At 33.0% G+C, this 14,847-nt stretch carries 11 protein-coding genes; 6 read left to right on the forward strand and 5 right to left on the reverse strand.

The window, feature by feature from the left end; all coding sequences use genetic code 11:
• The first annotated feature begins 99 nt into the window (after nt 1–99).
• The 4 genes from M890_RS0100915 to M890_RS0100930 all read left to right on the forward strand — a co-directional run bounded on the left by M890_RS0100915 (nt 100) and on the right by M890_RS0100930 (nt 4,972).
• Complete coding sequence (locus tag M890_RS0100915) at nt 100–747, forward strand: DUF4331 family protein (RefSeq protein WP_028281704.1); 648 nt, start codon at nt 100–102, stop codon at nt 745–747.
• A gap of 26 nt (nt 748–773) precedes the next feature.
• Nucleotides 774–1,340, forward strand: coding sequence for a DUF4331 family protein (locus tag M890_RS0100920; protein WP_028281705.1), 567 nt, complete (start codon nt 774–776; stop codon nt 1,338–1,340).
• A gap of 111 nt (nt 1,341–1,451) precedes the next feature.
• Entirely contained in the window at nt 1,452–2,735 is a 1,284-nt protein-coding gene (locus M890_RS0100925) for a tetratricopeptide repeat protein (RefSeq protein ID WP_028281706.1), read from the forward strand.
• 8 nt (nt 2,736–2,743) lie between these two features.
• Nucleotides 2,744–4,972 (forward strand): TonB-dependent receptor, encoded by a 2,229-nt coding sequence (locus tag M890_RS0100930; RefSeq protein WP_028281707.1) that lies wholly within the window; start codon nt 2,744–2,746, stop codon nt 4,970–4,972.
• Between the two features lie 568 nt (nt 4,973–5,540).
• Here M890_RS0100930 and M890_RS0100935 read toward each other — a convergent pair.
• From M890_RS0100935 to M890_RS0100950, 4 genes are all read right to left on the reverse strand, one after another.
• Nucleotides 5,541–6,338, reverse strand: coding sequence for an anti-sigma factor (locus tag M890_RS0100935; RefSeq protein ID WP_028281708.1), 798 nt, complete (start codon nt 6,336–6,338; stop codon nt 5,541–5,543).
• Nucleotide 6,339: 1 nt separating this feature from the next.
• On the reverse strand, nt 6,340–6,867 hold the full coding sequence (locus tag M890_RS0100940) for an RNA polymerase sigma factor (RefSeq protein WP_028281709.1): 528 nt from the start codon (nt 6,865–6,867) through the stop codon (nt 6,340–6,342).
• An 84-nt stretch (nt 6,868–6,951) separates the two neighbouring features.
• Nucleotides 6,952–7,509, reverse strand: coding sequence for a superoxide dismutase family protein (locus tag M890_RS0100945; RefSeq protein WP_028281710.1), 558 nt, complete (start codon nt 7,507–7,509; stop codon nt 6,952–6,954).
• A 69-nt stretch (nt 7,510–7,578) separates the two neighbouring features.
• Complete coding sequence (locus tag M890_RS0100950) at nt 7,579–10,791, reverse strand: VPS10 domain-containing protein (protein WP_028281711.1); 3,213 nt, start codon at nt 10,789–10,791, stop codon at nt 7,579–7,581.
• 97 nt (nt 10,792–10,888) lie between these two features.
• On the opposite strand from M890_RS0100950, the gene M890_RS0100955 reads away from it, so the two are divergent.
• Together M890_RS0100955 and M890_RS0100960 are read left to right on the forward strand one after the other, a co-directional pair.
• Entirely contained in the window at nt 10,889–12,016 is a 1,128-nt protein-coding gene (locus M890_RS0100955) for a vWA domain-containing protein (RefSeq protein WP_028281712.1), read from the forward strand.
• Between the two features lie 63 nt (nt 12,017–12,079).
• Entirely contained in the window at nt 12,080–13,546 is a 1,467-nt protein-coding gene (locus tag M890_RS0100960; RefSeq protein ID WP_028281713.1) for a MoxR family ATPase, read from the forward strand.
• Nucleotides 13,547–13,601: 55 nt separating this feature from the next.
• Here the strand turns inward: M890_RS0100960 and M890_RS0100965 are convergent, their stop codons facing one another.
• Complete coding sequence (locus M890_RS0100965) at nt 13,602–14,813, reverse strand: bifunctional alpha/beta hydrolase/OsmC family protein (RefSeq protein WP_028281714.1); 1,212 nt, start codon at nt 14,811–14,813, stop codon at nt 13,602–13,604.
• Nucleotides 14,814–14,847 lie beyond the last annotated feature (34 nt).

A 14,847-nucleotide genomic window follows, 5' to 3' on the forward strand; every position in this document is an offset into this window, starting at 1 on the left:
TTCTCTTTTACAGAAAATTTATAAAACCAACATTTAAAAAGTTGCGTAAGTGTCTGCGAGAACCAAAAATATTAATTAACAAAAAATCTCAAAAACATTATGAAAAATTTCAAATTTATTTTAGGAGTAGGTGTATTTGCAGCAGCAAGTTTCTTCTTCTTATCAGCGGATCACATTGATGCTCCAGCTGTACAAGGTGGTACAAGTGATATCACAGATTTTTACGCTTTTCAGGGAGAAAACACAGACAATTTAGTATTTGTTGCCAATGTACAAGGTCTTTTAAGTCCAGCAGCAACAGGAAACGCTAGTTTTGATGAAAACGTTATGATTGAATTTAACATTGACAACACAGGAGACAATGTTGAAGATTTAGTAATCCAAGCTTTACCAAGAGATGGTAAAATGTACTTTTTTGGACCAGTTGCTCCAGGTACAACAGGATTAAGTAGTACAGTTATTGGGTCAGGACCACAAACTGTGGTAGATATTACATCTTATGGTACGTCTCCAATAGTACAAACTACTGCAGGTATTTCTGCTTTTGCAGGACCAAGAGATGATCCTTTTTTCTTCGATTTTAATCAGTATACAGCAATTATTGGTGGTACAGCTTCAGGATTTAATAATCCAGGAACAGACACATTTGCAGGAACTAATGTCATGTCAATTGTAGTTGAGGTACCAAAATCTATGATTGGTGGATCAGGAACAATTAATACTTGGGTAGAATCTAAGTCTAAATAATAACAAACTTTTAAAACTTACAAATTATGAAAAATTTAAAAAATATATTTACTGTGCTTCTTGTAACCTTAGTAGCCTTTAATTGCTCTAATGATGACGATGCTGCTGTTGCAGGACCAACAGGACCTTCTGGACCTGACTTTACAGGTGTTTATACACAACAAGATCAAATGGGTCGACCTGCTGTAAACACGGTATTTGTGTCTTCAGGTTCTAAAGATATGTTTAACACAACAGTACCAAGTAACCAAAATGCAGCTTTCCAAAGTATGTTTGAGGCTAACTTAACAGGATTAAGTCCAGCTTACGCTAATCCAGGAGATGCTAATGCATTAGGTTTAGACGCAGCAACTTTTACAGGATTGTTAGCTACAGATGTACTTAATGTATCTTTAGATGGAACAACTACTTTTTATGATGGTACAAATGTTTTAACAGGACGTACTTTAGCAGATGATGTTATTACTGTAGAATTATTATTAATCTTTGGTGGTGAGGATTTTAGCGAAAACCCAACACTATCTAATGATAATGTAGATGCAAATGATAAAGCATTTTCTACATCTTTCCCTTATTTAGCATCTCCTTGGTAGACTAGATTTAACCTAGGGTATTTTATTAAATACTCTAGGTTTATATTTTCGCCAATTCCCTTTTCAAACAAACAAAACAACAAAACAACAAAACAACAAAACAACATTATTATGAACACTAAACTATACATGCTACTACTTGTTATAATTATGGCAACTAGTTGTTCAGAAAAAACAAAAACAATTACTAATCCAGAGGATTATAATCAGTTTTTAACTCTAGATACTAATACAGAAACCGTTAATGCAACGTCAGAATATAATTTTTGGACTAAAAAATTAGAGGCTACTCCAAATCAATTCTCTTACCTATCTCAAATTGCAGGAGCAGAGTCAAGATTGTTTAAATCTACAGGAAACATCAAACATTTAAAATCTGCAGAGCAATCACTAATTACATTAAACGAACAAACACAATATAATTCGGCTGGACATTTAAGAGCCTTAGCACGTAATTATATTTCACAACATAAATTTAAGCAAGCTTTAGAATTGCTTAAAAAAGCTGAAGAAAATGGTCAAAATCTTGAGGGTACAAAAAAAATGCTTTTTGATGTCCATATGGAGTTAGGAGATTTTGACATAGCAAAAAATTATCTAGAGGACGTTAAAGATTTAAACGATTTTGGATACCTAATTAGATTGTCTAAATGGAGTGATCATAAAGGTGATTTGGCTTCGGCAATTAATTATTTAGAGCGTGCAACTTTAAAAGCAGAGTCTTCTAAATTGGATGATTTAATGGAATGGTCTTATACTAACCTTGCAGATTTTTATGGTCATGATGGTCAAATAGAAAAATCGTATAACTACTATTTAAAAGCTTTAGCATTAAATCCTAATGATGCTTATGCCAAAAAGGGTATCGCTTGGATTGTGTATTCTCACGAAAAAAATGCTTCAGAAGCAAACCGTATTTTAGATGCTATCTCACAGTTACATAATGCACCAGATTATTTGCTTTTTAAAGCAGAAATTGCAGAATACCAGAATAATATAGATGCTAAAAATAAGTATTTAGCTAGTTATTTTGAAGCTATTGATAATAAGGATTATGGCGATATGTATAATGTGTATTCTTCAAAAATATTAGCAGATACTAAAAATGAAAAAGCAATTGCTTTAGCTAAAATAGAAGTTGACAATAGACCAACACCATTATCATACGATCTATTGGCGTGGAGTTATTACAATAATGGTAATGTTAAAAAAGCTTTAAAAATAGCAGAGCAGTACGTTTTAGGATATACTTTTGAACCTGAAGCACAATACCATATTGCAGCAATATATAAAGCAAATGGTAAATTAAAAGAAGTTGCTGAGCTTAAAAAAGAATTACAAGAAAGTAGTTATGAGCTAGGACCACTAACAACCAAAATAGTTAACCAATTATAATATTAATAATGAAAAAAATAGTCGCTTATTTAACCTTATTAAGTCTCGCTTTTACAGTACATGCACAAACCGTTAAAGGGTATGTTATGGATAATAGCCAACCTTTAGAAAGCGCTTACGTGTATAACCAAACGTCAAAAGAGCATGCGCATACCAATCAATTTGGACAGTTTATAATCAATAAAACAAAAGTAGGAGATAGCCTAATGGTTGGATTATTAGGATATGAAAAGAAAACACTTGTTTTAACGCAATCACTTTTAGATAATACATTTATTATTAATCTAGACGCTAAAGCATTTGTGTTAGACGAGTTAGTCTTGTCAGAACCTATCGATGTAATGAATAGCGTGATAAAAATAGATTTGGCAACAAGTCCAATTAACTCTTCACAAGAAATTTTAAGAAAAGTACCAGGTTTAATCATTGGTCAACATGCAGGTGGTGGTAAAGCAGAACAAATATTTTTAAGAGGTTTTGATGTCGATCATGGTACAGATGTTGGATTGTCAGTAGACGGTATGCCTGTTAACATGGTTTCTCACGCACATGGACAAGGATATAGCGACTTACATTTTTTAATCCCAGAAACTATAAACACCATCAATTTTGGAAAAGGTCCGTATTATGCAAATCATGGCGATTTTAATACTGCTGGATTTGTAGACTTTAAAACAAAAGATAAGTTAGAGGATAATCTAGTTAGTTTTTCAGCAGGTCAATTTAATTCTTTAAGAACTTTAGGGATGTTTAATCTTCTAGAAAACAAAACCTCTCAAAACGCATATGTTGCTGTAGAGTATATTGAGACAGATGGACCTTTTGAATCACCTCAAAATTTTGATAGATTAAATATTGTAAGTAAGTATAATGCCTATTTAAATAATGATTCTAAAATAGGAGTAACTCTTAGTCATTTTACAAGTCAATGGGATGCTTCAGGTCAAATCCCTCAACGATTAGTGGATAACGGAACGCTTTCTAATTTTGGGGCTGTGGATGACACAGAAGGTGGTAACACCAATCGTACTAACCTTAATGTGCAATACAGCACAATATTAGATAACGACGTGTCTATGCAGACTAATGCATTTTATTCTAACTACAATTTTGAGTTATATTCTAACTTCACTTTCTTTTTAGAAGACCCAATAAATGGCGATCAAATAAAGCAAAAAGAAGCACGTAATATTTTTGGATTTAATACACAATTCAAAAAAAATAAAAACTACAATACGTTTGATGTAACTTATAATTCTGGTGTTGGTTTAAGATATGATGATGTTAGTGATATCGAGTTATCACATACTTTAAACAGAAAAGAAACCTTAGAAAACATCCAATTAGGAAATGTTAACCAACGTAATTTATATGGTTTTTTTAATGCAGAAATTGATCTAGGAAAAGTGAAAATTACTCCAGCTGTACGTCTAGAATATATTAAGTTTCAGTACCAAGACCAATTAAGTCCAACGTACTCTAATCTTACCGATAGTGAAGTCGCTATTTTACCAAAATTAAGTATTGAGTATAATCAAAATAATAATGTGCAATGGTTTGTTAAATCCGGAATTGGATTTCATTCAAACGATTCCAGAGTGGTTTTAAATCAAGACATTGATAACGCTTTACCAAAAGCTTATGGATTAGATTTTGGAAATATATGGAAACCAACACAAAAATTAGTTGTTAATACGGCTTTATGGTATTTATTTTCTGAGGAAGAATTTGTATACGTTGGAGATGCAGGAATTATTGAGCCTAGCGGAAAATCTGAACGTTATGGCGTTGATTTTGGGGTTAGATATCAATTAACAGATAATATTTACTTTAATACAGATGCTACACTTACCAGAGCAAGAAGTCTAGAAGAAGACAACGGAAACGATTATATACCATTAGCACCAGATTTTACATTAGTAGGAGGTTTATCTTTTAAAGATTTAAATAATTTTTCAGGAGGAATTAACTACAGATACGTAGATGATAGACCTGCAAATGAAGATAATAGTGTGCAAGCAGAAGGCTATTTTGTAACAGATTTAAATGTGAATTATGCATTTAATAAGCACTGGAAATTAGGTGTTAGTATTGAAAACGTATTAGATACAGATTGGAAAGAAACTCAGTTTTTAACTGAGTCAAGATTGCAAAATGAAGCTGATCCAGTGGAAGAGATTCACTTTACACCAGGAACACCTTTTAACTTTAAAACGACGTTAAGTTACACGTTTTAAAAATAAATAAAACCTTACTCATAAAAATTACGTAAGTATAGTTGCAATCAGTTTAAGGGAAACAATTAATTGCACAACTAACATTAATTTAAATGCTATGAAAAAGTAAGGTTTGTTTTTTGTTAGTTTGTTTTGAAAGCGTTTGATAATTTATTATCAAACGCTTTCTTTTTTATATCATGTTTAAAATTCCCTAGATAGACATTTTAGTTTAAATTATAAGTAGTGTTTATTAATAATAAACAGCGTAGTAGTTTAAGCAAATCCTTATTATTAAGTCATTGATTGCACTCTATGTGTAATGTTATACACAGGTTAATTTTTAATTGCTTCATATTTAATTGTTAACCATGAGTGGTTAGATACTTTTTTTGGCATCTAATATTATAAAAAGCATCTGTTTACTTATGTTACAATTGATTAATATTTAACAGTAACTAGCTATTATTTTGTAAATAACAGACAAGTAAAGTGTGTGTCACTGTTTTAAATTAGTTTAGCATAGTAAAGCATAAAAAAAGACACCTAATAGGTGTCTTTTTTGTAAGTAATTTAAGGTTTTATAATCTTATAAAGAAGCTAAAGCACCTAACGTATATAATTGTTCTAATGTTGGAGAAGGACTTCCTCCAGCTGGCTCTAACGTTATACCAAATGCTTGTGATTGATTAGCATTTTTAAGTTTAAAAATCTTATTGTCGTCTTGTATAAAATCGTCAATAGTACCTAAACTAGTTGGTGTTAAAGGGTTTAATGTTAAAGACCATACTTGATATACTTTACCTTCTGGAGGTTCTGGTAAACCTTGTAAGTCTAAATAGACGGTATCATCTTTTTTGTCCCAATACACATTAGCGTACGCTCCAGGAGCTGCAGCTTGACCTTCTAATGGTATATTAATGATGCTCTTATCTCTAATTATATTTAATAAGTTTTTAGTTTCTGCTAAATCTGTTTTAGAGGTTTCCATTTGGATTTCTAAAAAGTCTTTTTCAGTATTAACCGTTTGTATTTGGTTTTCTAGATCAGATTTTTGATTTATGGTCCAAATTAATCCTCCAGCTAAAACAACTGCAGCTGCCCAACCAGAATAGTTTAACCATTGGGTTTTAGGTCTGTTTAAACTAATAACCTTACTATCTGTATTGTTGTCTAACCTATCTTTTATAGTATTAAAAGCAATTTTATTTTTTGGAGAGACACTTGCAGTTAATTTAACTATGGCAGCCTCTATCTCTAAAACTTCTTTTAGGACTTCGGGATGTTTTAACATTAGATCATATACTTCACTACTTTCTTTTTCAGAAAGCTGTCCAGCAACGTACAGTTCTAATATTCCTGAGTTTATATAGTCGTTAATATTCATGTTATAGTACAGCTTCTCTTAATTCTTTTATACAATTTCTATTCCTAGTCTTGATCGTCCCAATTGGCATATCTAACTCTTCTGAGGCTTCTTTTTGTGTAAACCCTTTAAAGTATAATAGCTCAATCACTTCAATGCACTTTTTAGCTAATTTATCTACAAATTTCTTGATGCCTATAGCATCAGTACTATCGTCTAAACTATCATGCGACTGGATAATATCTACGAAAAAATCAGAGTTAAGGTTTTTACCGGAGTTTTTAAAAGACTTAGATCTAGTTTTATCTATTGCTGCATTTCTAGCAATATTTATTAGCCAAGTAAAGAAACGACCCTTTTTAACGTCATAACTATCGGCTTTATGCCAAGCTTTGATAAATACATCTTGCATGATTTCTTCAGCAATGTCATTATCTCTAACTATATTATAAATTACACCATGCATACTATCCTTGTACATAGTGTATAATTTTTCAAAAGCCTTTTCGTCTTTCTTCTTAAATTGTATTACTAAATTGTCTATATCCATATAAAAATATCTTGAACTAAAGTATAATAAAAAACATAAAAAAATCGCTAAAAAGCGATTTTTTTAATCTATTGCTATTGTGGATTACTTAATGATCCCTCCACAACTTACACGTCCACCAGCATCTCCTGTTGGTTGTGTTGTAAAGTCATCTGTACCAGCATGTACAATTATTGCTTTACCCAATATGTCTTTGTTTTGGTCACCACATCCAATACACCACTCGTCTGTTTTTAGCATTATTGTTGCATGACCATTAGCATCTGCTTCTAAATTACCAATGTCTCCTTTATGGTATCCAGCTTTACTTCCCCATTTTCCGTGAGGTGCTCCTGTTGGATTCCAGTGTCCACCTGTTGATTTTCCGTCATCCGAAGAGCAATCTGCTTTTTCATGAATATGGATAGCATGTGTTCCTGGTTCTAAACCACTAAGCATTGCAGTAAATTTAATTTGACCATCTTCTTCTGTAAACACAGCATTACCTGTTACATTACTTCCGCTTTTAGATTCTAATTTTAATTTTACTTTTTTAGCAGTTTCGGCTACGGTTTTTTCGGTTTCAGGTTGTGTTTTATCCTCTTTACAGCTTGTAAATAAGCCTAAGGTAACGACCAATAGTAGTAATGATATTTTTTTCATTTTGAATTTTATTTTATTGTGATTTTTTAAAGTTAAGTAGATATTTATGCTTTTGCAAATTACAAGCAGTTAATCTAATGTAAAGGTTTTAATTTCATCTATGCCTTTAGTCATGTTAATTTTTATAATGTCTTGGTAATAGGGTTTAAAGTTAGTATTAAAAAAGGTGTTTGTTTTTTCTAATGCTAATTTTAAATCTTCTTTAGCATGTTGTAACAAGGTGGTTTCTGTACTAGTTAAACCATTTTGTCTTGTTGCAATATACCAAGATGCAGTACCAATTCTGTCATTTACACTTACGTCTAAAGTTTTTGTAATTCCTTGTCGTTTATCTTGCTTGCCTAGGTAAATATCTAGTAATTCATCTATTTGCTTGATGATATCTTTAGAGGCTTTTATTTCATCTTTATATTTTTCTTTATCTAAATCTGTTAATTCTGTTTTGTATTTCTCTGCAAGGGTTTTATTCTCCACTAGTTGCTTGGTGGCATCTGCAGCTATTTGTCGGATATTTTCAATCTCTTTTAAAGCAGCATAGACATCATCTGTGTTTTTAGTAGAAACGTTTAGTCTTGGGTCTGACGCCACAGTTATCATGGTTTCTGATGTTTGGTCACCATATTCTAATACTGCTTTGTAAGTACCAGGTTTTACATCTACACCTCCAGATTCTCTAGTGCTTTTTCTAACAGTTCTAGAGGGTCTGTCACCACCTTTTTCGTCCATATACCAAGTCCATTTATGTAATCCTTTGTCTTCTGGTACTTTACGTTTTAAGGTTCTGATTAACTTATCTCCATTGTATATTTTTAATGAAATAGAATCCCATTTAATTTCATTTTTATCTTCATTAGCATCAGAATCAGTTGCTTTATCATTGTCTTCCGCTTTTTTATCTTCTTTTGAAGCTTTTACAGGAGTAACCAAATACGTAAATTGTGCACCACGACCTCTGTTATCTCCATTAAACATAGCATCTGCACCAAATCGACTTCCTGTTGGTTGTTGGTAAGCTGCTTGATAGACAGTAGGAGGAGAGAATAGGGTAATTTTACTGTCTATAACTTGTTTGTTTTTAGCAATAGCACGTAAAGGTCTAATATCATCCAAAACCCAAGCAGCACGTCCAAAAGTACCAATTACTAAATCGTGTTCTCTTGGATGGATTACTAAGTCTTTTACAGAAACTGTAGGGAAGCCTTCCGTCCATTTAGTCCATTTATTTCCTGCGTCTATTGATACATATAAACCATCATCTGTACCTAAAAATAGTAAGTTTGATTCTTCTAAATCTTCAATTATTGATAAGGTATAACTCTTAACATCGTTTTCGTCTACAATACGCTCCCAAGTTTTACCGTAATTAGTTGTTTTATAAGCGTAAGGTGTGTAATTAAAACGTCTGTAATCATTCGCGATAAGCAAAGCTTCACCTTTATTTTTATTACTAGCTTTTATTTGAGCAATCCAACTGCCTTTTGGTAATCCTTTTAGGTTATTGGACACGTCGTTGTAGCTTTGTCCTCCATTTGTGGTAACATGCACGCGACCATCATCTGTACCAACCCAAAAGACATCTTTTTCAACAGAAGACGGTTCTATAACCAAAATGGTACAATGATTTTCTGCTCCTGTAGCATCCATAGTCAAGCCACCACTTTCATGTTGTTTTAATTTTTCAGGATCGTTAGTAGTTAAATCAGGCGAGATGACTGTCCATGTCAATCCTTTGTCTGTAGATTTATGTACAAATTGACTTCCAAAATAAATAGTATTATTGCTAAAAGGGTCAATGTTTATTGCGCTATTCCAATTAAATCTCAGGGTAACATCTTTATCTGGATGTGTTGGTTGTATGGTGTAGTTGTTACCTGTTTGCCAATCATATCTGCTAACAGAGCCTTGTTGACTCATGGTCCAACCGTAACGCGAATTGTCTTTATCTGGTACCACATCAAAACCATCTCCAAAACTAATTTCTTGCCAATAGCTGTTACGTATACCTTGCGCACGCCACACATAAGCAGGACCTCTCCAAGATCCATTATCTTGCATACCTCCATATACATTGTAAGGATACTCGTTATCTACATTAATATGATAAAATTGTGCAACAGGAAGATTACCTACAAAACGCCAGTTTTTACCACCATCTTTTGTAATATTTAATCCACCATCATTACCATCAATCATAAAATTACCATTGTTAGGATGTATCCACCAAGCATGATGATCAGGATGGACACCATTGTTTGCACCATAAGCAGGCATTAATTGTGTAAAGTTTTTACCACCATCTTCACTTACATTAATATAGGTGTAAACTGAATATACTCTGTTTTCGTTTTGTGGATCTACATATATTTCAGAATAGTAAAAGGGTCTATTACCAATATCACTTTTATCATTTACTTTTTTCCATTTAAAGCCACCATCATCACTTCTGTAAAGTGCATTCTTTTTTGCTTCAACTAAAGCATAAATAATATTAGGTTTATTAGCAGCAATAGCCACTCCAATACGTCCCAATTCTCCTTTAGGAAAGCCTTCTTTTTCTGTAACTTTAGTCCAATTTTCTCCACCATCATGTGTGATGTGTAATCCAGAACCTTGACCTCCAGATTTAAAAAACCAAGGTTCACGTTTATGCTCCCAAAGTGTAGCAATTAATTTATTTGGATTAGTAGGATCCATAACTAGGTCTGCAGCTCCTGTTTTGTTATTGGCAAATAATATTTTTTTCCATGATTTACCACCATCTATAGTTTTAAAAATACCACGTTCAGGATGTTCACCCCATGGACTACCAATAGCAGCAGCATAAACTATATTAGGATTTGTAGGATCTATTACCACACGATGGATGTGTCTGGTATTTTCCAAACCCATTAGTTTCCAAGTTTTTCCTGCGTCTAAAGATTTATAAATTCCGTAACCACCATTTAGACTATTTCTTGGGTTACCTTCTCCAGTACCTACCCAAATAACACTTGGATTAGATTGTTGTATAGCAACAGCACCAACAGATGCTGTGACTTCTTTTTCAAAAATAGGTTCCCAATTTATACCTCCAGAAGTAGATTTCCATAGTCCGCCAGAAGCTGTACCAACGTACATAATATCAGGATTGCTATGCACAGCATCTATAGCTGTAACACGACCAGACATTCCGCCTGGACCAATGTTTCTTGGTTTCATGTTTTTAACCAATTCCATAGAGAATTCTTGCGAAAATGCTGTAATAGAGAAGAGTAATAAAAGTAAAATGGATAATTTTTTCATTTTTGGTTGATTAGTTCGCATTAAAGTTAAGCAACATAATCTTAAAAAGCTGTTAAGACGTTTATTTTGATGTTAAAATGTCGTATTTTTATAGTGCATGAAAAACAAAAATAACAACAGGAAAGGCTTTGTATTTAAACCATACGAAGCACCTTCGCAATCCCCTTTCGAGAAGCTTTTTGATATTTTTAAAGAATTAATTACGCATACATCTGGAGATTTTGATGAGGCTATAGATTGGCTTCGTGAGTTAGATAAAGAGTATAAATTAACCACTCCAGAGTATACAATTGACGACTTTATAGAAGACCTTAAAGCAAAAGGTTACATACGTGAAGAAATTAAACCAGACGGTAAAAAAGGTAACGCTATTACAGCAAAGACTGAGCGTGCCATTAGGCAATCTGCTTTAGACCAAATATTTGGAAACATTAAGCGTAGTGGTTCTGGAAACCACAAAAGTAAAGGTGTTGGAATAGGAGATGAGCATACAGGCGATTTTAGAAACTATCAATTTGGAGATAGTTTGGATAAAGTCTCTATGACAGAAAGTTTGCGCAACGCACAAATAAACCATGGTATTGGCGATTTTAATTTAACCGAAGACGATTTGGTGGTTGAAGAAACCACACACAAGTCTCAAATGAGTACAGTGTTAATGATAGATATTAGTCACAGTATGATTTTGTATGGTGAAGATAGAATTACGCCTGCCAAAAAAGTAGCTATGGCTTTAGCCGAATTAATTACAACGCGCTATCCAAAAGATACGTTGGATATTTTGGTTTTTGGTAACGATGCTTGGCCAATTAAAATAAAAGATTTACCCTATTTAAACGTTGGTCCATATCACACAAATACGGTTGCAGGATTACAATTGGCAATGGATTTATTACGTCGCAAACGTAATACCAACAAGCAAATTTTTATGATTACAGATGGTAAACCAAGTTGTTTGCGTTTGCCAGATGGTACGTATTATAAAGATAGTAACGGTTTAAATCCTTACATCACTAATAAATGCTATGCGCAAGCGCAACAAGCCAGAAAACTGCATATTCCAATTACAACATTTATGATTGCTCAAGACCCTTATTTAATGCAATTTGTAGAAGAATTTACGCACGCCAATCAAGGTAAAGCGTTTTATACAGGCTTAAAAGGATTAGGTGAAATGATTTTTGAAGATTACGAAACAAACAGAAAAAAAAGAATTAAAGGATAAAAAAAGCTAAGAGTTATAAGTGAAAAATTTTCACGCTCGAAATGAAAAAGATTTAAAAGAACTATGGAAATAAAAAATATTAAAACTTTAGGCGAATTAAAAAAAGCTGGATATAAAAGCAAGTCTATTAAAGATGAATTAAGAGATAATTTAATTGAAAAAATAAAAAATAAAACAACCGTTTTTGAAGGCGTACATGGTTACGAAAACACTGTGATTCCAGAGTTAGAACGTGCCATTTTATCACGTCATAATATTAACTTTTTAGGATTACGTGGTCAAGCAAAAACACGTTTAGCACGTTTAATGCTTAATTTGTTAGATGAGTATATTCCTGTGGTTGATGGTTCCGAAATTAATGACGATCCTTTACAACCCATTTCACGATTTGCAACAGAATTGATTGCAGAAAAAGGAGACGACACACCAATTACTTGGATGCATAGAAGCGAGCGTTTTGCCGAAAAATTAGCAACTCCAGATGTTACTGTTGCAGATATTATTGGTGATGTGGATCCAATAAAAGCAGCAAACTTAAAACTGAGTTATGCAGACGACAGAGTAATACATTACGGAATGATTCCGCGTGCAAACCGTTGCATTTTTGTTATAAACGAGTTGCCAGATTTGCAAGCCAGAATACAAGTGGCTTTGTTTAATATTTTGCAAGAAGGAGATATTCAAATTAGAGGATTTAAATTGCGTTTACCTTTAGATATGCAGTTTATTTTTACTGCAAACCCTGAAGATTATACCAACAGAGGAAGCATTGTTACACCTTTAAAAGATAGAATTGGATCGCAGATATTAACGCATTATCCAACAGATATTGAAACTGCAAAAACAATTACACAACAAGAAGCAAAATCGGATAGTCGTCAAAAAGAAAGTATTCACGTACCAGAATTGGCTAAAGATTTACTTGAACAAATTGTTTTTGAAGCTAGAGAAAGCGATTTTATAGACGAGAAAAGTGGTGTAAGTGCACGTTTAAGTATTACTGCTTTTGAGAATTTATTGAGTACAGCAGAATTACGTGCGTTAAAATCTGGAGATGAGACTACAACAGTAAGATTGTCGGACTTTTTAGGAATTATTCCAGCTATTACTGGTAAAGTAGAATTGGTTTATGAAGGTGAACAAGAAGGCGCAGCACAAGTGGCTTATAACTTAATTGGTGAAGCAGTAAAAAGTCTGTTTCCAGAGTTTTTTCCGAAGATAGAAAAATTAAAAAAACAAGAAGATGTTACTCCTTATGACGACATCGTCTCTTGGTTTTTCAACCATTCTGAAGGTTTCGAGTTATTAGATGGTTTACGTGATAAAGAGTATAAAGCATTATTAGATGCAGTTTCTCCTTTAGATGATTTATTGGCAGAACACCAACCAAAACTAACCAAGCAAGAAAGCTATTTTGTAAAAGAATTTGTGCTTTGGGCTTTAGTGGAATACAAGCAATTAAGTAAATATAGATTTACCGAAGGGATTCAGTTTAAAGATCCTTATGGTAGTTTTATTAGTGGTTTATAATTTTAAACTTAAAACAATAAAAAAGCGCATCATTTTTAATGATGCGCTTTTTTGTTTAAGCCAATGTGGTAACCACTTCAATAGCGCTATGTAGTGTTTTATGTACTGGACATTTATCTGCAATTTGAAGCATACGTTGTATTTGCTTCTCGTCTAAATTTCCTTTTAATTTAATCTCTCTGTTAAAGGTATCTACTTTAATTTCTTTTTGCTCACCATTTTCAATAGCTTGCTTTGTTACTTTAGTATGCGAAGTATGTACTTCTATATTTTGTAAATCCCAACCTTTTCGTTTAACATACATTTGAACGGTCATTGCTGTACAAGCAGATAATCCGGCAGAAACCAATTCGTAAGGCGAAGGCCCAAAATCGTTACCACCATAACTTGTAGGTTCATCAGCCATCATAGTGTGGTTTCCAACCGTCATTTGTGTCGTGAAACCATCTTCGGCGTCTAAGCTAGCAACAGCTTGATGCGTTGTAGAAACAGTGTTTGTTTTAGGAATAGAAATATAGCGTTTTGCCCAAGTTGCAATGACGCTTCCTACGTAAATAGAATCTTCTTTTTTCATTAATAAATGATCTGCTCCATCAAGCGTTACAAAACTTTTAGGGTGTCTAGCAGCAATGTAAATTTCTTCAGCATTCGCAATACCAACTGTAGTATCTTGAGGCGAATGCAGTACTAACAATGCTTTGCGTAAGTTTTTAGCAACGTCTGGAAGCGACTTAGTTTCTATATCGTCTAAAAACTGTTTTTTAATTGTAAATGGTCGTCCACCAATACTCACATTTGCTTTTCCTATTGCTTTTATTTCTTCAACACTGTTTTGTATTAAATGTTTAACATGTTTAGGGTTTGAAGGTGCTCCAATAGTTGCAATTGCTTTAACAGAATCTATTTTAGAGGCTGCAAAAATAACAGCAGCTCCACCCAAAGAATGTCCAATTAAAAGGGTAGGAGCAGTATGGTTTTCTTTTAAATAATTAGAAGCACTAATTAAATCGTCCACATTTCCAGAAAAATTGGTGTTTTCAAAATCGCCTTCACTTTCGCCTAAACCAGTAAAATCGAAACGTAACACACCAAACCCGTTAGACGTTAATTCGCGTGTAATATTTTTTACAGCAGATAAGTTTTTATTACAAGTAAAGCAATGTGCGAATATGGCAAAGTTATGAGGATGTTGATTTATAGGAAGCTCTAATCTGCCAACTAATTGTTGACCTTCAGCATTAGTAAAATTTATTTTTTGGATATTCATGGTGTTGCAATTTTATATTAAGTCGAAAAAAAGT

Origin of the sequence: Olleya marilimosa CAM030 (genome assembly GCF_000518485.1) — a bacterium.
GTDB lineage: Bacteria > Bacteroidota > Bacteroidia > Flavobacteriales > Flavobacteriaceae > Olleya > Olleya marilimosa.